Source organism: Romboutsia sp. LXY-2 (assembly GCF_056171995.1).
Genome location: NZ_JBKFGI010000001.1, coordinates 636,150 through 660,396, shown reverse-complemented (window position 1 = coordinate 660,396; position 24,247 = coordinate 636,150). Strand labels below are relative to the sequence as shown.

General features: G+C 28.7%; 25 protein-coding genes. 24 read left to right on the top strand and 1 reads right to left on the bottom strand.

Translation table 11 applies throughout. The features are described from left to right. The 21 genes from ACI48P_RS03140 to ACI48P_RS03040 all read left to right on the top strand — a co-directional run bounded on the left by ACI48P_RS03140 (position 1) and on the right by ACI48P_RS03040 (position 19,415). Positions 1–2,475, top strand: a complete 2,475-nt coding sequence (locus ACI48P_RS03140; RefSeq protein WP_475213373.1) for a sensor histidine kinase — start codon at positions 1–3, stop codon at positions 2,473–2,475. 72 nt (positions 2,476–2,547) lie between these two features. Further along, entirely contained in the window at positions 2,548–3,405 is an 858-nt protein-coding gene (aroE, locus tag ACI48P_RS03135) for a shikimate dehydrogenase (RefSeq protein WP_475213371.1), read from the top strand. Positions 3,406–3,420: 15 nt separating this feature from the next. After that, positions 3,421–3,780, top strand: a complete 360-nt coding sequence (locus ACI48P_RS03130) for a hypothetical protein (RefSeq protein ID WP_475213368.1) — start codon at positions 3,421–3,423, stop codon at positions 3,778–3,780. Further along, a complete protein-coding gene (locus ACI48P_RS03125; protein WP_475213366.1) occupies positions 3,764–4,381 on the top strand; it encodes a hypothetical protein in 618 nt (205 codons plus the stop codon). The genes ACI48P_RS03130 and ACI48P_RS03125 overlap by 17 nt, the downstream gene beginning before the upstream one ends. A 17-nt stretch (positions 4,382–4,398) precedes the next feature. Further along, on the top strand, positions 4,399–4,824 hold the full coding sequence (locus tag ACI48P_RS03120; protein WP_475213364.1) for a hypothetical protein: 426 nt from the start codon (positions 4,399–4,401) through the stop codon (positions 4,822–4,824). Beyond that, the gene (locus tag ACI48P_RS03115; RefSeq protein WP_475213363.1) at positions 4,814–5,359 is read left to right on the top strand and encodes a hypothetical protein; all 546 of its coding nucleotides are present in this window, start codon (positions 4,814–4,816) and stop codon (positions 5,357–5,359) included. The genes ACI48P_RS03120 and ACI48P_RS03115 overlap by 11 nt, the downstream gene beginning before the upstream one ends. Beyond that, a complete protein-coding gene (locus tag ACI48P_RS03110) occupies positions 5,356–5,862 on the top strand; it encodes a shikimate kinase (RefSeq protein WP_475213361.1) in 507 nt (168 codons plus the stop codon). Before ACI48P_RS03115 ends, ACI48P_RS03110 begins: the two co-directional genes overlap by 4 nt. A 178-nt stretch (positions 5,863–6,040) precedes the next feature. Then, complete coding sequence (efp, locus tag ACI48P_RS03105) at positions 6,041–6,598, top strand: elongation factor P (RefSeq protein WP_475213359.1); 558 nt, start codon at positions 6,041–6,043, stop codon at positions 6,596–6,598. A gap of 111 nt (positions 6,599–6,709) precedes the next feature. Then, positions 6,710–7,129, top strand: a complete 420-nt coding sequence (locus tag ACI48P_RS03100; protein WP_475213357.1) for a CD1247 N-terminal domain-containing protein — start codon at positions 6,710–6,712, stop codon at positions 7,127–7,129. 148 nt (positions 7,130–7,277) lie between these two features. Next, positions 7,278–7,979, top strand: a complete 702-nt coding sequence (rnc, locus tag ACI48P_RS03095; RefSeq protein WP_475213355.1) for a ribonuclease III — start codon at positions 7,278–7,280, stop codon at positions 7,977–7,979. Positions 7,980–7,990: 11 nt separating this feature from the next. Then, the gene (locus ACI48P_RS03090; RefSeq protein ID WP_475213353.1) at positions 7,991–9,061 is read left to right on the top strand and encodes an elongator complex protein 3; all 1,071 of its coding nucleotides are present in this window, start codon (positions 7,991–7,993) and stop codon (positions 9,059–9,061) included. 23 nt (positions 9,062–9,084) lie between these two features. Beyond that, on the top strand, positions 9,085–12,639 hold the full coding sequence (gene smc, locus ACI48P_RS03085; protein ID WP_475213351.1) for a chromosome segregation protein SMC: 3,555 nt from the start codon (positions 9,085–9,087) through the stop codon (positions 12,637–12,639). Positions 12,640–12,677: 38 nt separating this feature from the next. Beyond that, entirely contained in the window at positions 12,678–14,033 is a 1,356-nt protein-coding gene (gene ftsY, locus ACI48P_RS03080) for a signal recognition particle-docking protein FtsY (protein ID WP_475213349.1), read from the top strand. Between the two features lie 102 nt (positions 14,034–14,135). Then, positions 14,136–14,504: a YlxM family DNA-binding protein gene (gene ylxM / locus ACI48P_RS03075; RefSeq protein ID WP_475213347.1), complete on the top strand. Its 369-nt coding sequence runs from the start codon at positions 14,136–14,138 to the stop codon at positions 14,502–14,504. Beyond that, complete coding sequence (gene ffh, locus ACI48P_RS03070) at positions 14,501–15,853, top strand: signal recognition particle protein (protein WP_475213345.1); 1,353 nt, start codon at positions 14,501–14,503, stop codon at positions 15,851–15,853. The genes ylxM and ffh overlap by 4 nt, the downstream gene beginning before the upstream one ends. A 35-nt stretch (positions 15,854–15,888) precedes the next feature. After that, complete coding sequence (gene rpsP, locus ACI48P_RS03065; RefSeq protein WP_475213343.1) at positions 15,889–16,161, top strand: 30S ribosomal protein S16; 273 nt, start codon at positions 15,889–15,891, stop codon at positions 16,159–16,161. A gap of 73 nt (positions 16,162–16,234) precedes the next feature. Then, positions 16,235–16,462: a KH domain-containing protein gene (locus tag ACI48P_RS03060; RefSeq protein ID WP_475213341.1), complete on the top strand. Its 228-nt coding sequence runs from the start codon at positions 16,235–16,237 to the stop codon at positions 16,460–16,462. Positions 16,463–16,543: 81 nt separating this feature from the next. Continuing rightward, a complete protein-coding gene (gene rimM / locus ACI48P_RS03055) occupies positions 16,544–17,059 on the top strand; it encodes a ribosome maturation factor RimM (protein WP_475213339.1) in 516 nt (171 codons plus the stop codon). Positions 17,060–17,067: 8 nt separating this feature from the next. Further along, a complete protein-coding gene (gene trmD, locus ACI48P_RS03050) occupies positions 17,068–17,760 on the top strand; it encodes a tRNA (guanosine(37)-N1)-methyltransferase TrmD (RefSeq protein ID WP_475213337.1) in 693 nt (230 codons plus the stop codon). Between the two features lie 105 nt (positions 17,761–17,865). After that, on the top strand, positions 17,866–18,210 hold the full coding sequence (gene rplS / locus ACI48P_RS03045) for a 50S ribosomal protein L19 (RefSeq protein WP_475213335.1): 345 nt from the start codon (positions 17,866–17,868) through the stop codon (positions 18,208–18,210). A gap of 266 nt (positions 18,211–18,476) precedes the next feature. After that, entirely contained in the window at positions 18,477–19,415 is a 939-nt protein-coding gene (locus ACI48P_RS03040; RefSeq protein ID WP_475213334.1) for a DMT family transporter, read from the top strand. A gap of 23 nt (positions 19,416–19,438) precedes the next feature. On the opposite strand, the gene ACI48P_RS03035 is transcribed toward ACI48P_RS03040, so the two are convergent. Continuing rightward, positions 19,439–20,110, bottom strand: coding sequence for a GntR family transcriptional regulator (locus ACI48P_RS03035; protein WP_475213332.1), 672 nt, complete (start codon positions 20,108–20,110; stop codon positions 19,439–19,441). A gap of 311 nt (positions 20,111–20,421) precedes the next feature. Here ACI48P_RS03035 and garR point away from each other — a divergent pair, with 311 nt between their 5' ends. The 3 genes from garR to ACI48P_RS03020 are packed head-to-tail and all read left to right on the top strand — an operon-like array spanning position 20,422 to position 24,178. Beyond that, entirely contained in the window at positions 20,422–21,309 is an 888-nt protein-coding gene (gene garR, locus ACI48P_RS03030; protein WP_475213330.1) for a 2-hydroxy-3-oxopropionate reductase, read from the top strand. 23 nt (positions 21,310–21,332) lie between these two features. Further along, positions 21,333–22,715 carry a GntP family permease gene (locus tag ACI48P_RS03025; protein WP_475213328.1) on the top strand — a complete coding sequence of 461 codons (1,383 nt, stop codon included), beginning with the start codon at positions 21,333–21,335 and terminating at the stop codon, positions 22,713–22,715. A gap of 26 nt (positions 22,716–22,741) precedes the next feature. After that, complete coding sequence (locus tag ACI48P_RS03020; RefSeq protein ID WP_475213326.1) at positions 22,742–24,178, top strand: four-carbon acid sugar kinase family protein; 1,437 nt, start codon at positions 22,742–22,744, stop codon at positions 24,176–24,178. Positions 24,179–24,247: the final 69 nt, after the last annotated feature.

The following is a 24,247-nucleotide window of genomic DNA, read 5'->3' as shown; positions in this document are numbered from 1 at the left end:
ATGTATAAATATATAAATATATTGAGTGCGTCAATCTTTTTTATGAGTTTATATGTACTATATGGTAATTACAAATCATCAAAGGGGAAGAAGTATATTGTACCTATGTTATTAACGATATTAATTTTAATAAGCAGCTTTGTTGATATATATTATAGCAGTGAGATTTCAAGAGGTATAAACTCAAATCATATTTGTGGAATAATTACTATATTGTTTATTATGCAGTTAAACAATAAAGAAAAAATTAGTAATAAGATTAAGTTGTTAGTAGGTACGAACTATGTGTTATGCTTTGTAGAGCTTGTTTTACTTACAAGAGGTGAAAGTATATACACAAATATTATAAATGTTTATATAATAATGACTACTCTATACTTATTCTCAATTAACTTATATGCATCTAAAAATAAAAGTAAATATAACTTTTTAATTATAGCTTATTTTGCTCATATATCACTTAGCTTAGTAATATCTAATAATATCGCTTTAATACTTTTTGGCTCAATAATGAATTTAATAACTAGTATATATATATTTGTTAAGATTTTTAAAAGTAATGTCAGAGATTTATATGAACAAAAAATAGAAGTAACGAGTAAGCTTAGAAGAAGCAACATGACAATAAAAATGCACGATGAAAAGTTAATTATAAATAAGAAGTTTAGTAAAACCATATACGATAATTTAGAAAAGAAAAATAAAATTTTAGATTTAATATTAGACCAAAATAACAGATGCGTTTTATTAATAGATGATGAAGGATATATATTAAATGAAGATGATGGTTTTTCAAAAATGTGGAGAGAGTATAAAGACTGTAAGTTTAATATAAATCTAAATACATTTTTAAATAAGAGCATAAAAAACCAAGAAAATTTTATTGATTGTATAAAAAATTGTAGTGAGAAATCAAATGAAATGAGCTGTGAATTACAAGGTAAGGATGGCAGATATTTTATATGTACATTTGCTCCATTTATAATACAAAGTCAAAAAGTAGGAGTAATATGCGTAATTGATGATATTACTTATAAAAAGAAAAGTGAAATTAAAATTAGAGAAAATGATGTTAAGTATAAAAAGATTGTGGATAATATTCCATACTCAATTTTATTAACCAATAGTAATGATATTTTATACAACAATGAAAAAAATGAACATGTAGATTTTTACAACGATGATTTAAAAAATATTATTTTACAATCTTCAACTAGTGGAGAACTTCACTATAGTAGCGATGGAGTGGAGGTTTGTTTAAATATTGATAGAGTAAGCTTTGTAGAGGGTGTTGATAATAGAAATCTTATAGTAGTAAGAGATATAACAGACTACAAGAAACTTCTTAGAGATGTAGAGTATAACAAAAAGAAATATGAAGCTCTGGTAAACATTATTCCAGAAGGTATATACATATCAAACTATGATAACAAACAAATTACTTACACAAATTCTAAATTCTTAGAAATGTTAGGTAGCGATAATATACATGAAGCAGACTTGGATAATATGTATGAAAGCACTATTATAACTTCTGGAAACTCTAATGATATTGTTAAGTTTAAAAGGAATGCAGTGAAAAATATTTATGGAGAAGAAGTTCATATAGAAAGTGGAGCAATGCTTATTGATATTAATCATAGACTAAAATTAATTGGTATAGTTAGAGATATTACAGATCAAGTAAAAACAGAAATGATGGAAAGAGAAATAGAGGAGAGAAAAAGAGCTAACAAAATAAAAGATGAGTTTTTTATTAACATGTCTCATGAATTAAAAACACCTCTAAATTTAATACACTCATCAAATCAACTTGTGGAAGCTTTGTATAAAGATGAGATAGAAAAAAATCCAGAGGGTGAATTAGCTAAAGCTACAGCAATAGTAAAAAAACATCTTTATATGCTAATGGCTTTAATTAATAATATAATGGATATGGCAAAGTTGGAGTCAGATTTCCATGATGTCAAGAAGGATTACTACAACCTTGTTGATGTTATTGAAGATGTTGTATGTGACTTTAACAGATATATAGATATTAATAATATAAATATAGTTTTTGATACTGATGAAGAAGAAAGAATAGCTAATGTGGATCCTATAGATATTGAAAAAATAGTATTGACTTTATTATCACTTATTATAAGATATTCTAAGAACAATAGTATAATAAATGTAGATTTAAATAGCAAAAATCACAAAACTATAATATCTATAAAAAATATAGGTGGATATGATTATGAAAGATACATAAATGATCAAGCAAAGAGGAATTTAGATATTGGTGTAACTGTTGCAGAGTTAATTATCAATTTATATAACGGTAATATAAATATTATTAGAAAAAATAAAAATGATATAAATATAGTTATAGATATTGAAACTAACGAAAGTATTACAGATTACAGAAGTAGAAGTAAAGATCAAAATAGTGATTCTTTGTATGCTGATTATATTAGAATGTGTAATTTCTAAGATTAAATTGGTATAATCTACCATATTAATGACAATAAAAATAATATGAGTACTTAGATAAGAGGTAATAACATGAGTATAAATGCAAAAACAAAAACAATATGCCTTTTAGGACATCCTGTAAAACACAGTTTCTCACCTATTATGCATAACTATTTATTTAAGAAATACAATCAAAATAATATATACATATGTTTTGATGTTAAGCCTAAGAACTTAAAAGAAGCTATGAGTGGTATAAAATCATTAGGTATAGTGGGTATGAATGTTACTATACCACATAAGGTAGAGGTAATGAAAGAATTAGATTATGTTGATCAAAATTCTAAGATAATAGGTGCGGTAAACACTATTAAAAATAAAGGAGGTATTTTAGAAGGATATAATACAGATGGAATGGGTTTTGTACAGTCGATATTTAATCAGAATGTTAATTTGGAAAATAAAAATATTATGATTTTAGGTGCAGGAGGAGCTTGTAGAAGTATTAGCGTTGAGCTAGCTTCGAATAATGTTAACTCAATAGAAATAAGAAATAGAAGTATTGAAAAAGCAAAAGAAATAGTAGATACAGTATCCAATAATTTTAATACGAATATATCTTGCACTACAGAAAAAATAAAACAAGATGATTTAGACAATATAGATATTTTAATAAACACAACACCAATAGGTATGGAAACTGAAGAATGTCCAATAGATGAAAATTTAGCCTTAAATAAACATGTATTAGTTTGTGATATAGTTTATAAACCACATAATACAAAACTTATAAAATGGGCAAAAAATCAAGAACTGAATGTTGTTTATGGAATTGATATGTTAATAAATCAAGGACTAGAAGCTTTTTATATTTGGACGGGAATTAAGCCTACTAGTGAAGACGAAAGAGAAATTAAAAAGCTTTATGAAGATTATATAAAAGTATAGTGAAAGGAAAATACCTTGAAAAATAAATCAAAGGGTTTTACCTACATAGAGTGTATTGTAAGTTTATCAATTATGTTTATAGCAGTATCTTTAATATATACATCTTTGTGTGGAAGTTTAAATATTACAAATAAAAATAGTGATTATAGTAAAGCTTTAAATGTTGCAAAGCAAAAGTTAGAAGATACAAAGTACTTTGTGGTAAATGCTGATGAAGGATTGAGCGATAGTAGTTATTATGTTGAAGAAGAAAGTTATACAGTTTATACAAAATTAGAAAAAATAAGAAATCAATATGAATGTTACAAAGTTGATGTTAAAGTAGTAAACAAAAATACAAATATAGAATTGAGTAGTTATGTTACGAAACAATAAAGGGTCCATACTTGTAGCTACCATAGTATTTTTTTCTATTATAATCACTGTATGTGTTTCTTGTATATCTATAATCTATAGCAACAATAATTATACAAAATTACAATACAAACATATAAAAATGAAAGAATTAGCTTTATCTGGAATTGAGATAACTAGAAGTAATATACTAAGCCAAGTCAAGTATGCAATAGAAAACTTTGACGAAGAAGAGGATTTTGAAAGCTATTTCCTGGGGAATACTAGAGAAATAATTGGTGATATTTCAAAATCTGGATTAGATAATATACGAGTAAATTTAAAAGGTAAAGCAAGTAGAGATATAGATGGTAATGTTACCTTTAAAGTAGAAAGTATTTGTAAAGAAGATAATTATACAAATAGAGTTATAGCTAGCGTCAAAATACTTAATCCATGGAATAAGTATTTTGATAATGATGAAGATGTAAATGAATCTCAAATAATAGAAGGATTCATTTATAATACGGATTCTATTAATAATAATGAAAATTTAAATAAAAATATAGATACTATGAAAGATCCCAATGAACAATTCGACGAAAAAGAATTAGTAGTAATTTATAATTACGAGGAGATTTAAATGAAAGAAGATGGAATGTGACTTTAGTTGAATTATTAATATCCATGGCTATTATGTTATTAATAGCCACTCTTTGCTTTCCTAAAGATAATCTTGAAAAATATACTATAACTTCAGTTGTAAAGCAATTGTGTACAGATATAAGATTTGTTAGAAGATGCAATATGCTTGAAGACAGTAGTACATATATAACTTATGTTGAAGCAAGCGGGAAAAAAGGATATATTATAAAACAAAATGGAGAACAAATTAAATCAGTATTTCTCCCTAAAAATACAGTTATTAAAGATAACATGAATAATATGATAAGATTTGATAGATATGGGGCTCCGTACCCAAATGGAGGAACTATAAAGATAGAAAATAAAAAGATTAGTAAAGAGATAACAGTTGTTCCTGTTAGTGGAAGGGTGTTGTTGAAAGAAGGTAAATATGAAAAGTAATAAAGGATATTTGCTTTTGGAGGGAATAATATCTTTAGCTTTTATAGTTACCTTAATATTAATTTTAAATTCTTTATTATACCAAACAATCAATATAAAAAATAATATTGAAGATAAAGTAGAACTTCAACAACAGGCAAGCGAAATAAGTAAGCATGTTGAGGATTTAATTGGGAGCTCAAAAGGAATTATAAGTATAAAAACTAGACAGAATATGCCATATAATAATACAATATTAAAAGATGTATCATCAATAAAATGTAAATATAAAGATGAGGCTTCTAGTAGCGGTATTAAAGATAAAGAATTAAGCTTAAAAACTAATACAAATAAGTTGTTTATTAATAATCTTAATAATAATGGACTTAGTGAACAGGGTGGCTACGAAATAGGATGTTACATAGACAATATTTATATAGGAATATGTGATGGCAATAAATCTGCAAATATAAAACTAAAACTATCTAAAAATAATCAAACTTATGAGACAGAATTTAAGGTATATATAAGAAATTTTAAGGGAGAAGATAAATGAATATAATCATTATAGGATTTATGGGCGTTGGTAAAAGTGTAGTAGGAGAACTTTTATCAAAAACACTTAACATGAACTTTATTGACATGGATGAAGAAATTGAAAAAAGAGAAGGTTGTACTATTACAGAAATATTTAATTTAAAAGGACAAGAGTATTTTAGAAAAGTAGAAAGAGAACTACTAGAAGAGATGTCAAAAAAAGATAATTATATAATCTCAACAGGTGGCGGAATTGTAACTAGAGAAGAAAATTGTAAAATTTTAAGAAAACAAAAAATAGTTGTATTTTTAGATGCAAATGTGAAAACTATAATTAGAAATGTGTCTAATGAAATAGAAAAAAGACCGTTATTAAAAGGAAGTATAAACCTAGAAGATAAAATTATGGAACTTCTAAACGAAAGATACGACCATTATAAAGAATGTAGCAACATAAATATTGACGTAAATGATAAAAATATTGACGAAGTAGTGAGTCAAATACTTGTTTATATCAGATAATGTGTGATATTATTATATTGGTAAAACTTTGTAGTCTATACTGACTTACAGTTATTATAAAATATTACATATCCAATGTAACTTGACAAGATTGCAATAGGTTATATAATTGAAAAAGGAAACGGTGATAATATTATTAATCACCAAAAATATAAGATTTTTAGATGGAGGGCCAAATATGGTATCAGCAAGTGATTTTAGAAAAGGTGTAACTTTTGAAAAGGAAGGACAACCATGTTTAATAGTTGATTTCCAACATGTTAAGCCAGGAAAAGGTGCAGCATTCGTAAGAACTAAATACAAAAACTTAAAAACAGGAGCTATAAGAGAAGAAGCTTTCAACCCAAGTGATAAATTCCCTAAAGCTCACATAGATACAAGACAAATGCAATACTTATACAACGATGGAGAATTATACTACTTCATGGACGAAGAAACATTCGACCAAGTACCTTTAAACTACGAGCAAGTTGAAGATGCTATAAAATTCTTAAAAGAAAACGAAGTAGCTACAATAAGATTCTACCAAGGTTCAGCTTTCCAAGTTGAAGCTCCAAACTTCGCAGAATTAGAAGTTGTTGAAACAGAGCCAGGAATAAAAGGAGATACTGCAAGTAACGTAACTAAAGCTGCTACAGTTGAAACTGGTGCTGTTGTTCAAGTACCTTTATTTATCAACCAAGGAGATAAAATAAAGATAGATACTAGAACTGGAGAATATTTATCAAGAGTTTAATAATTTATGTATATAAAAGCTTATATATCTTAATAATAAGGGTATATGGGCTTTTAATTTATATATAAAAGAAGTTTAAAAAAATTTAAGTTAAGAAAGAGAGGGGTATTCATGAAATATCTATACGAAGAAGTTGCGTACCTAAGAGGTTTAGCAGAAGGATTAGAGATAAGCAAGGAAACAAAAGAAGGTAAGATAATACATAAGATAGTTGAAACTTTAGAAAGCTTCGCAGATGCAATAGTTGACTTAGATGAAGAACAAACAGATTTAATAGAATACGTTGAGTCTATCGACGAAGATTTATCTGACGTAGAAGATGATTTATACGAAGATGATGATTTAGAAGACGATGAAGAGTTAAGTTTTATAGAAATGGAATGCCCAAGCTGTGGTGATCTAGTAGAAATAGACGAAGATTTATTATATGATGATGAAGTTGATATTGTTTGCCCTAACTGCCAAGGTATAATAATAGAAGCTGATGACGAAGATTGCATATGTACTGACTGTGATTGTGATCACGAATAATAGTAAAATATATTAAATTTTAATATACCTATGGGGCTTATTGTCTCATAGGTTTTTCTATAAGTAAGAAAAAAGTATTTTAGTTTTGCAATAGTTTACAAAAAATAGTACACTATAATCTAGAGATGATTTACTCGGAGGTAGTATTATGAAAATAAATAAGAAAATATTGGATAATATAAATAAATTTGAAGATATAATAGAATACAAATTTGAAAACAAAGATTACATATTAGAAGCTTTAACTCATAGTTCATACTCTAATGAAAATAAAAAATTTGAATTTAATGAGAGATTAGAATTTTTAGGTGACTCTGTATTAAGTATAGTAGTAAGTGACTATCTATTTAAAGAAGAGACTGACCTACCAGAAGGAGAACTTACAAAATTAAGAGCAAATATTGTTTGTGAAGAATCTTTAAGTGAGGTTGCTAATGATATATCTTTAGGAGAGTATATGTTACTGGGTAAAGGTGAAGAAGCAACTGGTGGTAGACAAAGAATATCTATACTTGCAGATGCATTTGAAGCAGTAATTGCGGCTATTTACTTAGACGGTGGTATAGAAAATTCAAGAATATTTATATTAAAATATATGGAAGAGATAATAGATAACTCTAGAAAAGGAAATATATTTAGAGATTACAAGACTCATCTTCAAGAAGTATTACAAGGAAAAGGTGAAAGTAATATTTGGTATAAGTTAATTCAAGAAAAAGGTCCAGACCATAACAAAAGATTTGTTATGCAAGTAGGATTAAATGAGAGTGTACTGGGAACTGGGGAAGGTAAGAGTAAAAAAGAAGCAGAGCAACTTGCTGCTAAATTAGCATTAAAAACATTACAATAAGGATGATGAAAATGAAAAAAAGAATAATACCTATATTTGTTCCTCATAGAGGTTGTCCTCACGACTGTATATTTTGTAACCAAAAGAAAATAACAGGAGTAAGTACAGATATTACTCAAGAAGATGTAAGAAATATTGTAGAAGAATATTTAACAACTATAGATAAAGATGCTAGCGTAGAAATAGCATTTTTCGGTGGAAGTTTTACAGCTATAGATGTAGATATACAAAGAAGTTTACTTAGCGTTGCTAAGGAGTATGTTGATAAAGGTTTGGTTCAAGACATAAGAATGTCAACAAGACCAGACTGTATAGATGAAGAAATACTTACTATGCTAAAGGAATATAAAGTAAGCATTATAGAACTTGGAGTACAATCTTTAGATGAAGATGTACTAAGAGACAGTATAAGAGGGCATCATGCAGAAGAAGTAATAAAAAGTTCTAAGTTAATAAAAGACTATGGTATAAAGTTAGGATTACAAATGATGGTAGGATTACCTTCTGACAGTGAGGAAAAGTGTTTATATACAGCCGGTGAATTTATAAAACTTAAACCAGATTGTGTTAGAATATATCCAACTTTAGTAGTAAAGGATACAGGGCTAGAGTATTTATTAAACATGCATTCTTATGCACCATTCACTTTAGAACAAAGTATACAAATAGTTAAGAAGCTTTTAGCTTTATTTTATGTTAACAATATAAATGTAATAAGGGTAGGTCTTCAGGCTACGGATGATATACAAATAGGTAAGGCTGTACTTGCTGGACCTTATCATCCAGCTTTTAGGGATTTAGTAGAAGGTGAAATGATTAAAGACTATTTAAATAGTATTGTTGTAGAAAATAAAGTTACAAGTAATTTAATGGTGAAATGCAATAAAAAGAACGTGTCTAAAATAATTGGAAATAAGAAAAGCAATAGTTTATATATGAAAAATGAATTAGGTGTAATTCTAAAGACACAAGAAGAAGCAATAAGTGTAGATGAGTTAGAAATTGTATTAGATAACAATAAGACTATATCTACAAGTATGAATGATATCTATAGGAAATTATATGACATTTACAACCTTTAGTTTCATTGAAGGGAGAGAAGAGATTGTATTTAAAAAGATTAGAACTGAAAGGATTTAAATCCTTCCCAACAAAGACAGATATAATGTTCAAAGAAGGTGTAACTGCAATAGTTGGTCCTAATGGTAGTGGTAAAAGTAATATATCAGATGCTGTTAGATGGGTTTTAGGGGAGCAAAGTATAAAAAGTCTTAGAGGAGATAAACTTGAGGACGTAATATTTGCTGGTACAGATACTAAAAAACCAATGAACTATTGTGAAGTTGCTCTTACTATTGACAATAGTGATGAACAATTAGATATAGATTATAGTGAAGTTACTATAAAAAGAAGAGCTTATAGAAATGGTGAAAGTGAGTTCTTCTTAAACAACAAAAGTTGTAGACTAAAAGATATAAAAGAAATTCTTTTAGATACAGGTATAGGAAAAGATGGATATTCAATAATAGAACAAGGTAAGGTAGATGAAATACTAAGCCACAATCCTGTAAATAGAAGAAAGGTATTCGATGAAGCTTGTGGTATATCAAAGTTTAGATATAAAAAATCAGAAGCAGAAAGAAATCTTAAAAATACTAAAGAAAATTTAGAGAGAATAAATGATATATATGTGGAGATTGAAAATCAATTAAAACCCTTATACAATCAATCTCAAAAAGCTATTAAATACTTAGAAGTAAGTGAAAAACTTAAGACTATAGAAGTTAATAGTTATATTAAAGAAATAGATAGTATTGAAAATGAGCTAAAAGAAGTTGAAAAGCACAGCAATCTTTTAGAAGAACAATCTGTAGAAATAGAAAATCAAAAAACTTCTATAGAAAAAGACGTTATACAAACTAATAAAGAAATAGAAGAAATGGATGAATCTATAAGTAAGGCTATAGACTACATAAACTCAATAAAATCTGTTATATCTCAAAAAGATTCTCAAGTAAGCCTTATAAATGAAAGAATCAAAAATTGTAAAAATGATATTGAGAGAAAACACTCAGAAATAACAGATATTAAAGAAAAACTGAGTAACGACAAGCTATATATAGAAGAGCTTAAAGCTAAAAAACAACAAGAAGAAAATAATATATCTAACCTTGAAGTTGAAGTAAATGAAATAGAAAACAAAAATAGTGATAAAAAAAATACTATATCAAATTTAAATAGTAATATAGAAAACTTAAAAGATGAAATTATAACTCTTTTAAATAATAAGCAAGAATATAGTAATAAGTTATCTACATTAATGGCTAACACAGAAAACATAAACTCTAGAACAGAAAACATTGATACTGAAATAGAAGAAATAAAAAATGCTATTAAAGAAAAAGAAAATAACTTACAAAAGCTAAAAGAAGAATACGAGGAAAAAGAATATACGTTAGAATTGTTAAAGGACGAGGAAAAGAATCTTCAGCAAAGCCTTAAATCTTTAATAGATAACAATAATAACTTAGATAATAATATCCAAAGCGATAAATATAGCTTAAATGATTATAACTCTAAGCTTAACATTTATATGGACATGGAAAACCACTATGAAGGTTTTAATAAAGGTGTAAAAGAAATCCTTAAAAATAAAAATCTTCAAGGAATAGATGGAGCATTAGGTCAAGTTGTTACTGTTCCAGAACAATATGAGAAGTCGATAGAAGCGGCTTTAGGCGCCTATATGCAAAACATCATAACTAAAGATGAATATAGTGCTAAGAATGCAATTAATTACTTAAAGAAAAATAACTTAGGTAGAGTTACATTCCTACCGATGAATGTAATAAAGTCTAACAAAATAGATGTAAGAAATTTAAGAGCAAATACTAAATTTATAGGTATAGCTAGTGATTTAATTTCTTATGATGAAAAGTATAGAAATATAATGGAAAGTATACTTGGAAGAACTATTGTTATAGATAATATAGATAACGGAATAAAGTTTGCAAAAGAAACTAATCACAAGTTTAAGATAGTTACTTTAGAAGGTGAAATATTAAATCCAGGAGGATCTTTAACTGGAGGGAGTTTAAGAAATAATACTAATATATTATCTAGAAAAAGACTTATAAATGAATTTAGTGAAAAAATTAAGGAAACTAAGGAAGAAATAACTTCTTTAATAAGTCAAAAAGAAGAATGTAGCAAAGAAATAAGTATTGTCAGAAATAAATTACAAACTACAGAAAATGATATTAAAGTTTTAGACAAGGAAATAATAGTTCAAAACTCTAATATACAAAGAGTATTATCAGAAAATAATAACCTTCAAATAAATGTTGATAAGTTAGAAAAAGAAAAGGGTGGATTAAGCTCTAACTTAACTTATACAAACGAAAGAAGTAATGAAGTTAAAGCTCAAATAGATGAAATAGAAAAGAAGCACAATGAAAATAGAGAAAAGATAGAAAGTTTATCTAATGAACTTAAATCTTTCAATGATGTTTATGAAAGTGATAAAAATAAATTTGATGAGTTAAATTTATCTTTAGTTAAACATAAACAAATATTTGAAAGTTTAGCAAAAGATATAGAAAGAATAATAAGTGAAAATGAAGAGCTTATAGTAAAATCTAAAAATATAGAAGAATCTTTAAAAGCTCAAGAAGTAGAAGCTAAAAAGCTAGAAGAAGAAATAGTGATAGAGCAAAATGAAAAAGTAAATCTTGGTAAGCAATTAGCTGACAATAATAGAAACTTAGATAATAAGAAAGCGGCTAAAGATGGACTAAAAAATAGATTAGAAGACTTAAATAAAGAAGTTAAGTCATCTGATAGAAAATTCATGGAGTTAAAAGAAAGTTTATTTAAGGTTCAAAGTAGATTAGAAAGATTAAAGTCTACTCATGAAAGCTATATAAATAAACTATTTGAAAAATATGAATTAACTCTTCTTCAAGCTATGGAAATAAAAGATGAAAATATAGTTATAGATAAGAAGCTTTTAGAAAACCTAAAAAGAGAAATAAGAAATTTAGGTAATGTAAATATAGATTCTATAAAAGAATACGAAGAAGTAAAAGAAAGATATGATTTCTATAGAGAACAAAAACAAGATTTAGAGGAATCTATAGAAGCAATAGAGAAGCTAATAGGTGACCTTGAAGAAAATATGAAGGCAGAATTTGAAGTTAACTTTAATGCAATAAATGAAAACTTCAAGTATGTATATAAGAGATTGTTTGGTGGAGGATATGGAGAACTTATTATTATGGACAAAGAAAATGTCCTAGAAAGTGATATAGAAATAGTAGCACAACCACCAGGCAAGAAAATGAAAAACTTAAATCTATTATCAGGAGGAGAAAAAGCACTTACAGCTATAAGTATATTATTCTCAATAATATTAGTTAAGCCAACTCCGTTCTGTATATTAGATGAGATTGAAGCACCACTTGATGACGCTAACATATTTAGATTTGGTGAATTCTTAAAAGAATTAGCTAAAGATACTCAGTTTATATCAGTAACTCACAGAAGAGGTACTATGGAAGCGGCTGATTATATCTATGGAGTAACAATGCAAGAAAAGGCAATATCTAAGGTGTTAAGTCTACAATTAAAAGATGCAGAGCAAATAACAGATTTAGTATAAGTAAAGTTTAGACTTAGACAAAAGTAGGAGGAAGCAGAGTGTTTAAGAAGTTATTTAAATTCGGGAAGAAGAAAGAAGAAGAACAAGTTGTTAATGATGAAGTAGTAGAAAATGAAATTGTTGAGGATTCTAATGAAAAATCTGAGTCTGAAGAAAAAGAAGTAGAAGTTAAAGAAGAAATAGAAATAACTGAAGAAGTTATTGAAAATAATAAATTAGACAGTGTTGAAGAACCTGAAGAAGTTATAGAGGAACCTGTAACAGAAGAAGATGTTGAAGAAGCTATACAAAATGTAGTTGAAGAAGTAACTGAAGAAATAGAACAAATAATAGAAGAAGAAAATAAAGAGGAAGCATCTAACGAAGATGAATCTAATGAAGAAGAAGTAGAAGTACAAGAAGAAATAGTTGAAGAAGCTATAGAAGAAACTAATAATGAGGAAGTAAAAGAAACTGAAGAAGTTGGAGAACCTCAAAAAAAGGTAAGTTTATTTGACAGATTAAAGCAAGGTTTAACTAAAGCTAAGCAAGGTATAACTGACAAAATAGATGATGTTTTAAAATCATACACTAAAGTTGATGAAGAACTTTTAGAAGAACTAGAAGAAATATTAATAACAGCAGATGTTGGTGTAAATACAACAATGGAAATAATAGATAAACTTAGAAATAAGATAAAAGAAAAGGGTATAACAGATCCTATGGATGTTAGAGTTGAGTTAAAAAGTATAGTTGAAGAAATACTTAACAACGAAAATTCTAATTTAGATGTTTCTCATTCTCCAACTATAATACTTATGGTTGGTGTAAATGGAGTTGGTAAAACAACTACTATAGGAAAATTAGCTAATAGATATAAAGGTGAAGGTAAAAAAGTTTTAGTTGCAGCAGGCGATACATTTAGAGCAGCAGCTATTGAACAGTTAGAGGTATGGGCTAAGAGAAGTAATGTTGACATAATTAAACATCAAGAAGGTGCAGATCCAGGAGCAGTAATATTTGACGCTGTTAAAGCTGCAAAAGCAAGAAATGTAGATGTATTAATATGTGACACAGCTGGTAGACTACACAATAAAGCTAACCTAATGAATGAGTTAGGAAAAGTATTTAAGATAGTTGATAGAGAATTTTCTGAAGCAAAAAGAGAAGTACTTCTTGTAGTTGATGCAACAACAGGACAAAATGCAGTTGCACAAGCTAAAACATTTAAGCAAGTAGCAGATATAACTGGTATAGTATTAACTAAACTTGATGGAACAGCAAAAGGTGGAGTTGTACTTGCAGTTAAGAGTGAAGTAGATGTTCCGGTTAAGCTAATTGGAGTAGGAGAAAGTGTAGACGATTTACAAGATTTTGATGCAAAAGCATTTTCAGATGCTTTATTTGGGAAGTAATTAGCAATCAAAAATAAAATGTTGACAAGCTTGTATATATGATATAAAATACAATGTGTAAAGTAAATGACCTTTACAGTATATCATTGGGACGTGTAAGAGATGAATATAGAAAAAATGGTTGAGATTGGGTTGTTATTTGAACAATACAAAGAATTATTAACTGATAAGCAAAGAGAAATAGTTTCTTTATATTATGAAGAAGATTATTCTTTAGGTGAAATTAGTGAAAATTTAAATGTATCGAGACAAGGTGTATATGATACTTTGAAACGTTCAGAGAAGATATTAAGGGACTATGAAGAAAAATTAGGCCTAGTATCTAAGATTCAAGAACAAGAAAAATTCGTCAAATTTTTACAAGATAAAATTGTTGACATTAAGCAAGATTTATTGCAAAATAGAGATTGTGCTAATTTAATCCCTAAGCTAGAAAATATAGAAGATGTATGCAGGGAGATGTTAAAATGATATTTGAAGGATTATCAGATAAATTACAAGGAGCCCTTGGAAAATTAAAGTCTAAAGGTAAACTTACTGAAAAAGATGTTAAGGATGCAATGAGAGAAGTCAAGCTTGCACTTCTTGAAGCTGACGTTAACTTTAAAGTAGTTAAAGACTTTGTTAAGAAGGTTCAAGAAAGATGTGTTGGACAAGAAGTTATGGAAAGTTTAACTCCTGCTCAACATGTAATAAAAATAGTAAATGAAGAACTTACAAGTTTAATGGGTGATGTAGCAAGTAAAGTAGTAATATCTCCTAAGCCACCAACAGTAATAATGATGGTAGGTTTACAAGGGGCAGGTAAGACAACTACATCTGGTAAACTTGGAGGATATTTTAAAAAACAAGGTAAGAGACCTTTACTAGTAGCATGTGACGTCTATAGACCAGCGGCTATAAAGCAGTTACAAGTTGTTGGAGAAAAGTTAGATATACCGGTGTTTAATATGGGTGATAAAGAAAGCCCAATAAATATAGCAAAAGCAGGATTAAGTCATGCTATAAAGTATAATAATGACTTAGTTATAATAGATACAGCTGGTAGACTTCATATAGATGAATTATTAATGGATGAATTAAAATCTATTAAATCTGAAGTTAGACCGCATGAAATTCTTTTAGTTGTAGACTCAATGACAGGACAAGATGCAGTAAACGTAGCAGAAAGCTTCAATGAAGCACTTGGAGTTGATGGAGTAGTATTAACTAAACTTGATGGTGACACTAGAGGTGGGGCGGCGCTTTCAATAAGAGCTGTAACACAAAAGCCTATAAAGTTTATAGGTATGGGTGAAAAGCTAGATGACTTAGAGCCTTTCCATCCAGATAGGATGGCGTCTAGAATATTAGGTATGGGAGATATCCTAAGCTTAATTGAAAAGGCTCAAGAAAATATAGATTTAGATAAAGCAAAAGCTTTAGAACAAAAAATTAAGAAGCAAGATTTAGATTTAGAAGACTTCTTAGAACAAATGGAACAAGTTCAAAATATGGGTCCTCTTGACAAGATATTAGGTATGATGCCAGGTATGGGGAATATAAAAGACCAACTTGGTGATGTTGATATGAATGGTAAAGAGATCAATAGAACTAAAGCTATAGTTCAATCAATGACTATAGAAGAAAGAAGAAACCCTAGTATTTTAAATGCTTCTAGAAAGAAAAGAATAGCTAAAGGAAGCGGTACAAGTGTACAAGAAGTAAACAGGCTTTTGAAACAATTCAATGAGATGAAGAAGATGATGAAGATGTTTACGGGTTCTCAAAAAAGTATGAAGAAAAAGGGCGGGTTTCCCGGACTTCCTTTCTTTAAATAAATAAAATAGACAAAAATTATTCGGAGGTGACTGTAATGGCAGTTAAAATAAGATTAAAGAGAATGGGATCAAACAAGAAGCCTTTCTACAGAATAGTAGTAGCTGATTCAAGATCTCCAAGAGATGGAAAGTTCATAGAAGAAATAGGATACTACAATCCAGTTTCTCAACCAAAGCAAGTTAAAATAAACGATGAGAAAGCTGTAAAGTGGTTATCAAATGGTGCTCAACCAACTGATACTGTTAAGACTTTATTAGTTAACAACGGAGTTATGGAAAAGTTCGAAGCTTCTAAGCAAGCTAAGTAATTTTATAAAAAATTAGGTAAGGTGCACTAGTTAATCTAGTGGACCTTACACGTTTATCTAGGAGATGAGATATATGAGAGAGCTAGTGTTAGACATAGCTAAAGCTCTTGTTGATAATCCAGACGAAGTAATAGTAGAAGAAACAAAAGAAAAAGATGAAATAATCTTAAAGCTTAAAGTTTCTTCAGACGACATGGGTAAGGTTATCGGTAAGCAGGGCAGAATAGCTAAAGCTATAAGAACTGTCGTAAGATCTGCTGCAAATAGAGAAAATGTTAAAGTTTCTCTAGAGATAGTATAAGAGAGGATTAGGTATATACCTAATCCTTTTTGTATATACTACATATGAATTTGAATGTAAATTTTTAAAGAAGGTGACACTATGGAAAATAAATTAACTCATTTTAAAATTGGACAAATAGTTAATACTCAAGGTTTAAAAGGTGAAGTTAGAGTTTACTCTTATACTGATGATATATATAGATTTGACGATTTAGAAAAGTTTTATTTAGGTAAAGACCTAGAAACAACTTATAATGTTGAAAGAGTTAGATACAAAGGCAACATGGTAATAATGAAAATAAAAAATATAGATACTGTAGAAGCTGCAGAAAAACTTAAAAATAAGTTTATGTTTGTATCTAGAGACGAGAGTAGAGACCTTGAAGAAGGTGAATACTTTATAGCTGATATGATAGGAATGGACGTTTTAACTGTAGATGGCGAAGAAGTAGGAACTTTAAAAGAAGTACTACAATATGCAGCAAATGATGTTTACGTCATCAAAGGTAAAGAAGATAAAGAAATATTAATACCTGCTATAATGAAGTTTGTTCCTACTATAGACATGAAAGAAAGAAAAATGATAATAGACCCAATAAAAGGTATGTTAGACTAGGTGATAAAATGAGATTTCATATAATGACGCTTTTCCCAGATATTTTTCATTCTTATATGAGCGAAAGTATAATGAAAAGAGCTGTGGAAAAAGAAATAATAGAAGTACATGTATATAATATTAGAGATTTTTCTAATAATAAGCATAAAAAAGTAGATGACTATCCTTTTGGTGGAGGGGCAGGAATGGTAATGACTCCTCAGCCAATATACGACACATATAGACATATAGTTGATACTTTTAATATAAAGGCCCCTAGGGTGATTTATTTGACTCCTAAGGGCAAAGTACATAGTCAAAATACAGCTACTGAAATGAGTACTAAAGAAGATGTAATTCTTTTATGTGGACACTATGAAGGTGTAGATCAAAGAATTATAGATTTAATAGTCACAGATGAAATATCTATAGGTGATTATGTTTTAACAGGAGGAGAGCTTCCAGCTCTTATCCTTATAGATTCGATTTCTAGACTAATACCTGGGGTACTTAGTCAAAATGAGTCTTTTGAAGAGGAATCTTTTAAAGATAACTTGTTAGAATATCCTCACTATACAAGACCAAGAGAGTTTATGGACTTAGAAGTTCCAGATGTTTTATTGTCTGGAAATCATAAGAAAATAGAGGAATGGAGACATAGTGAGTCGGTAAAAATAACAAAAGAAAGAAGACCGGATTTATACAAAAAAGCTTGTAAATAAGCAGTATATATAGTATAATTTAATCTGTTGAAAAAATAAACGGGCATTCCTCTTTTTACACGTAGGAGGTAATTATGAATGTCTATGATACTAGGAGGATTTAAAATGAACGAATTAGTAAGAGCATTAGGACAAGAACAATTAAAGAACGAAGTTCCTAACTTTGGACCTGGGGACACTGTAAAGGTACACGTTAAGATAGTTGAAGGTAAGAGAGAAAGAATACAAGTATTCGAAGGTTTTGTTTTAAAGAGACAAGGTGGAGGAATACAAGAAACTTTCACAGTTAGAAAAATATCTTTCAACGTTGGTGTAGAAAGAACTTTCCCAGTTCATTCTCCAAGAATAGACAAGATAGAAGTAACTAGAAAAGGTAAAGTAAGAAGAGCTAAGTTAACTTACCTAAGAGGTAGAGTTGGTAAAGCTGCTAAGATAAAAGAAGCTAGATAATTAAACTTTACTATAAAGAAAAAGAACTGAGATTTCTCAGTTCTTTTTTTATGCAAAAATATACTTTTATCAAATGTAGAATTACATATATTATAATTTCTATGAAATAAGGTCAGAAATATATTCTTTTAAAATTAAGTAGATAACTTTTGTTAGTATTAAACATAAAATGAAAATAAATTCTAAAATTATTGAGGGGATTATATACTTATGGTATCATTTATAAGTAAAGTGAAAGAAAATTTCAGAAATAGAAGGGGATGTTTATGAAGAAAAATAAAATGTTTGCTTTAGCTTACATAGCACTTATGGGATTTGGATTTCCTATAATGCGTTTTATGAGTATGAACTTTGATACTATAAATAATAACGCAGTTAGGTTTTTATCTGGGGGAATACTTTTAATTATTGTTTGTATTTTTAAGTTTAGAGATGAAGTAAAAAAAATAGCTGAAGAGCCTAAAATAATTTTTAAGTTATTTATATTAGCCATACTTATGAGCGGGAATATGTTCTTTTTCATAAATGGATTAAAAAATACATCAGCTTTATCGGGAAGTATTTTCACTATTTTAGCCATGCCATTGGCAGTTTCCATGGCGGCAATCTTCTTTAAAGATGAGCGAAGTATAGTAAAGCAAAAGAAATTTTATATAGGTAGCTTTATTGCAATAATAGGATCATTGATTTTTGTTTTAAATGGAGGTAACACTGGCCAAGATACTAACTTTTTTAAAGGTGCACTATTTTTAGCTATAGGTATTTTTATTCAATCAATTCAAAACTTAGTTGTAAAAGATGTATCAAAAAAATTACACTCAGTTGTAATTAGTGCATCTACTGCTACATTATCAGGTGTTATTTTTATGATTATAGCAATTCAAACAAATAGGATTTTAGAGTTAAAAGATGTATCTGCTGGACTTATGATTGGGCTAAGCGTAGCAGGAATGTATGGCATGCTAACAGGAATGTTAATGGCTTTTTATATTATGCAAAAACAAGGAGTGGTAGTTTATAATATAATACAATTAATAGTTCCTCTTTCAACAGCGATAGTTGGATATTTTACTTTAAATGAAAAGATAAGTTTAATGCAAGGTTTGGGAGCATTTGTTGTAATAATAGGATGTGTTGTTTCATTAAGAAGAAAAGAAACTGAAAAATATATTAAAGAAGAAATAAAAGAAAAAGAAGCTAAATAACCATTTAGCTTCTTTTTCTTTTATTATAAATTATAATTATCCTCTAAATGTTTAAGGTTAATGTCCTTAGGTGTATCCATATGCCTTAGCGTAACTTTATAAATATTTTCTAAGTCACCATTTTTTATACAATTATATATATCATAATGTTCTTTTAGAGTTGTATCTAGCCTTCCTTCATGAGAAAGAGAGTCCATGGTTAACTTGTTTATTCTATACATATAGTTATTAAATAATTTATTGAACTCAGTATTCTGAGCATAATCAACTATAGTTGTATGGAAAAGACTATCATAATGTGAAAATAATGATAAATCCCCACCTTCTAAAATTATTTTTTCTTGTTTTTTTAAAAACCCTTCTAGCTGATTAATCGTATTTATAGCTTTTTCACAGTCATATTGACTAGCAAGAAGAAAGGTACAAAATCCTTCTATAGAAGATCTTATTTGAAATATTTCTATAACATCTTGTGGTGTTATTTGATGTATTCTAAACCCTCTACTTGGTAAGATATCAATAAATCCATCTTGGCTTAGTCTTTGAAGAGCATCCCTTACAGGAGTTCTAGATATTCCTATTTGTTGAGCTAATTTAGTTTCAGAATATATTTCATTATCTACTAATTCGTTAGATAGAATCATTTCTTTTAAATAGTCGTAGGCCGTTTCTTGTAGCCTTTTTGAATTACTCATATATAAAAACCCCTTTTAATAGTAAAAAATTATAACCTTATATTGTTAAGAATACAACATAGTTAGATGATGGTCAACATTGTTAAAAAAAATGAATATGTAGCATATTAAAAGTAGCAAATAAAAAAATCTTTAAAAAAATTTAAAAATAAAAGTATAGTATTATTAATTACTTACTCTTAAAATATCTTAAAAACTAAAATGTTAAAAAAACTACTTCTGTAAATTTATTGACCGGTATACCGGTATGCTGTACAATTTAAATCAAGAAAAACGTTTTCAAATAAACTTTATATAGAGGGGGAGAAAAAATGAAAAGAGTAGGATTTATAGGGTTAGGAATTATGGGGAAACCCATGGCTAAGAATTTAGTCAAAGGAGGATGTGAGCTCTACGTATACGATCTTAATAAAGATGCAGTAAATGAATTAATTAATGATGGAGCTAAATATATAGAACCTGTTGAAATAGGTAAAGAATGTGAGATAATATTTACAATACTTCCTAATGGTTCAATAGTACAAGATGTATTATTCGGAGAAAATGGAGTAGCTAAGAATTTAAAAGAAGGTAGTGTAGTGGTAGACATGAGCTCTGTTACACCTACCGAGTCAGTTACTTGTGCAAATAAGCTTAAGGAAATAGGTGTAGGATTTATAGACTCGCCTGTAAGTGGTGGAGAGCCAAAAGCTATAGATGGAACACTTGCATTTATGGCAGGTGGAGAAGAAGATGTATATGAAAAGGTTTTACCTTATTTTGATATAATGGGAAGTTCAGCTTTATTAATAGGTCCAAGTGGCAGTGGAAGTGTTACAAAGCTTACAAATCAAATAATAGTTAATTTAACAATAGCTGCAGTATCTGAAGGATTTGTATTAGCGGCAAAAGCAGGAGCGGACCCGCAGAAGGTATATGAAGCAATAAGAGGTGGACTAGCAGGAAGTACTGTATTAGATGCTAAGATGCCTATGATAATGAATAGGGATTTTAAACCAGGTGGAAAAATATCAATAAATTTAAAAGATATAAAAAATGTAATGGCAACAGCTCACAACATGGATGTTCCACTACCGATGACTAGCCAGCTTCTTGAAATAATGCAAACATTAAAAGTTCACGGTCACTTAGAAGATGATCATGGCGGTATAGCACAATACTTTGAAAAATTAGCAGGGGTAGAAATAAAAAAACACTAAAATAAATTTTCGGGGGTATAAAAATGATAACAGGATATGGTCTTTTAGTAGCATTTGGTCTAGCAATAGGAATATTATTACTATCAATAATCAAGTACAAGGTAAATCCATTTTTAGCACTTCTTGGAACATCAATAATAACAGGCTTTTTAGTAAAAATGCCTATGAATGAAATATCGTCAACAATATCATCAGGTTTTGGTAATACTTTAGGAAGTATAGGTATAGTAATAGGTTTAGGTATTATATTTGGAAATATATTATCTGAATCTAGAGCTACAGAATCTATAGCAAAAGGATTGCTTAATAAAACCGGTCATAAAAATAGTGCATTAGCAATTACAACAGCAGGTTTCTTAATTTCTATACCAGTATTTATGGATGCGGCTTTTGTAATAATGATGCCAATAATAAAATATGTAGCAAAAGTTACTAAAAAGTCTTTAATGGTATTTGTTTGTGCATTAGGAGTTGGTACAATCGTTGGTCACGCTTTAGTTATACCTACTCCAGGACCATTAGCAGTTGCAGGTAATGTTGGAGCAAATATAGGATTTTACATATTATACTCAATGATAGTTGCATTTCCAGCAGTACTTTGTGGAGGATGGTTATATGGAAAGAGATTTGAAAAAGATGCTCCATATGTAGGAGAAGAATTATCTGAAGATACTTTAAATACTTCTAGTGGAACTTCTGGTTCGTCAGAGCTTGCAATAGCTGCAGAAAGTCCAGGTTTTGGAGTTTCAATGTTAGCATTACTATTCCCGATATTTTTAATACTAATATCTAATATATTAAAAATGGTATTAGCAGAAGGAACAACAATGTATACAATTTTTGAATTTTTAGGAGATAAAAATATAGCAATATTATTAGGTATATTAGGAGCAATGTTATTATTAAGAAATTATGTTAAAAAGCCAATGGGTGATATTGTAGTAGAAGCTGCTGGTCAAGCAGGATTAATAATATTAATAACTGGAGCTGGTGGAGCTTTTGGTAGTGTAATTAATGCAAGTGGAATAGGTAATTTCTTAGTTGAAACAATGTCAGGATGGAATATATCTATAATAGTACTTGGATTTATATTAAGCTCACTACTTAGAATGTCTCAAGGATCTACAACTGTTGCATTGGTTACGACATCATCAATACTTGGACCATCAATATTAGCAACAGGGATGTCGCCAATATTAGTAGGGTTAGCAATATGTGCAGGCGGTGTAGGGTTCTCACTTCCAAATGACTCGGGATTCTGGGTACTTTCAAGATTTAGTGGTTTATCAGTAAATGATACGTTAAAGTCTTGGACAGCTGGAGGTACTATAGCAGGGTTAACTGCATTTGCAATGGTCTTATTATTAAGTTTTATAAATGGAATAATACCATTACCAGGTTTATAAAGCTATCAAATTAGGAGGGCATACTTATGAAAGAAGTAAACGTAATTTCTTTAGATAAATTAAAAGAAATAAAAAATATAGATGAAATAGCTGTAGAGAACTTATTAGAAGAAGAAATTAAAAATTTAAATAGAAAAATAGTAGTCTTAGATGATGACCCAACTGGAGTTCAAACTGTACATAATATATCTGTTTATACAGATTGGAAAAAAGAAAGTATAAAAAATGGATTTAATGAAGACAATAGCATGTTCTTTATACTTACAAACTCCAGAGGATTTACAGTTCCTCAAACAGCAGTAGCTCATAAAGAGATAGCTAGTAATATAGTAGAAATATCTAAAAAAACTAATAAAGATTTTATAGTAATAAGTAGAGGAGATTCTACCATGAGAGGGCATTATCCTCTTGAAACTGATGTACTAAAAAGTCAGATAGAAAGTAAAACAAATAAAAAATTTGATGGAGAAATAATAATGCCGTTCTTTAAAGAAGGCGGAAGATTCACTATAGATAATATACATTATGTAAAAGAAGGAAATAATCTTACTCCAGCAGGCATGACTGAGTTTGCAAAAGATAAGTCCTTTGGTTATAAGTCTTCTCATATAGGGGATTGGTGTGAAGAAAAAACTGAAGGAGCTTTTAAGGCAGAAGATATGGTATATATATCATTAGAAGACCTTAGAGATATGAATATAGATAAAATAACAGAACAACTTAAAGGTGTTAATAATTTTAATAAAATAATAGTAAATGCAGTTGACTATATTGATGTTAAAGTATTTGTTATATCTTTAATAAGAGCAATAAATTGTAATAAAGAATTTATGATTCGTAGTGCTGCTGCATTAACTAAGATAATAGGTGGTGTAAGTGATAAAAAACTTCTTACAAAAGATGAGTTAGTACCAGAAGATAACAAAAATGGAGGTATTATAATAGTAGGTTCTCATGTAAATAAAACAACAATGCAGTTAGAAGAGCTAAGAAATTGTAAATATCCAATTGAATTTATAGAGTTTAATCCACATTTAGTATTAAAGGAAGGTGGATTAAAGGAAGAAGTAGAGAGAGTAATAAAAATAGCGGAAGAAAAAATTTCAAATGGTAAGACTGTAGCGGTATATACTAAACGTGAATTAGTAGTATTAGATACTGATGATAAAGATAAGCAACTAATGATATCGGTAGAAATCTCTGATGCTGTAACTAGTATTATAGGTAAGCTTAGCGTAAGACCTAATTTTATAATTGCAAAGGGTGGAATAACATCAAGTGATGTAGGAACAAAAGCATTAAGAGTAAAAAGAGCCCTTGTTATGGGACAAATAAAACCTGGAATTCCTGTTTGGATGACTGGAGAAGAAAGTAAATTTAATAGTATGCCATATATAATATTCCCTGGTAATGTAGGAGAAGTAGAAACTCTTCGTGAAGCAGTAGAAGTATTAATGGCTTAGTAAAAAAATGCCCTCATACACAAAGAATATGAGGGTATTTTTTATATTGTATACTTAAAGCAGAATACA

Excerpts from the sequence above, each read along its gene's own strand:
- rplS (WP_475213335.1), top strand. The coding sequence starts at position 17,866 with ATGAACGAATTAGTAAGAGCATTAGGACAAGAACAATTAAAGAACGAA.
- ACI48P_RS03025 (WP_475213328.1), top strand. The coding sequence starts at position 21,333 with ATGATAACAGGATATGGTCTTTTAGTAGCATTTGGTCTAGCAATAGGA.
- garR (WP_475213330.1), top strand. The coding sequence starts at position 20,422 with ATGAAAAGAGTAGGATTTATAGGGTTAGGAATTATGGGGAAACCCATG.
- trmD (WP_475213337.1), top strand. The coding sequence starts at position 17,068 with ATGAGATTTCATATAATGACGCTTTTCCCAGATATTTTTCATTCTTAT.
- ACI48P_RS03110 (WP_475213361.1), top strand. The coding sequence starts at position 5,356 with ATGAATATAATCATTATAGGATTTATGGGCGTTGGTAAAAGTGTAGTA.
- ffh (WP_475213345.1), top strand. The coding sequence starts at position 14,501 with ATGATATTTGAAGGATTATCAGATAAATTACAAGGAGCCCTTGGAAAA.
- ACI48P_RS03035 (WP_475213332.1), bottom strand. The coding sequence starts at position 20,110 with ATGAGTAATTCAAAAAGGCTACAAGAAACGGCCTACGACTATTTAAAA.
- ACI48P_RS03090 (WP_475213353.1), top strand. The coding sequence starts at position 7,991 with ATGAAAAAAAGAATAATACCTATATTTGTTCCTCATAGAGGTTGTCCT.
- efp (WP_475213359.1), top strand. The coding sequence starts at position 6,041 with ATGGTATCAGCAAGTGATTTTAGAAAAGGTGTAACTTTTGAAAAGGAA.
- ACI48P_RS03060 (WP_475213341.1), top strand. The coding sequence starts at position 16,235 with ATGAGAGAGCTAGTGTTAGACATAGCTAAAGCTCTTGTTGATAATCCA.
- rnc (WP_475213355.1), top strand. The coding sequence starts at position 7,278 with ATGAAAATAAATAAGAAAATATTGGATAATATAAATAAATTTGAAGAT.
- ACI48P_RS03040 (WP_475213334.1), top strand. The coding sequence starts at position 18,477 with ATGAAGAAAAATAAAATGTTTGCTTTAGCTTACATAGCACTTATGGGA.
- ACI48P_RS03020 (WP_475213326.1), top strand. The coding sequence starts at position 22,742 with ATGAAAGAAGTAAACGTAATTTCTTTAGATAAATTAAAAGAAATAAAA.
- rpsP (WP_475213343.1), top strand. The coding sequence starts at position 15,889 with ATGGCAGTTAAAATAAGATTAAAGAGAATGGGATCAAACAAGAAGCCT.
- ACI48P_RS03125 (WP_475213366.1), top strand. The coding sequence starts at position 3,764 with ATGTTACGAAACAATAAAGGGTCCATACTTGTAGCTACCATAGTATTT.
- ACI48P_RS03100 (WP_475213357.1), top strand. The coding sequence starts at position 6,710 with ATGAAATATCTATACGAAGAAGTTGCGTACCTAAGAGGTTTAGCAGAA.
- ACI48P_RS03140 (WP_475213373.1), top strand. The coding sequence starts at position 1 with ATGTATAAATATATAAATATATTGAGTGCGTCAATCTTTTTTATGAGT.
- aroE (WP_475213371.1), top strand. The coding sequence starts at position 2,548 with ATGAGTATAAATGCAAAAACAAAAACAATATGCCTTTTAGGACATCCT.
- ylxM (WP_475213347.1), top strand. The coding sequence starts at position 14,136 with ATGAATATAGAAAAAATGGTTGAGATTGGGTTGTTATTTGAACAATAC.
- rimM (WP_475213339.1), top strand. The coding sequence starts at position 16,544 with ATGGAAAATAAATTAACTCATTTTAAAATTGGACAAATAGTTAATACT.
- ACI48P_RS03115 (WP_475213363.1), top strand. The coding sequence starts at position 4,814 with ATGAAAAGTAATAAAGGATATTTGCTTTTGGAGGGAATAATATCTTTA.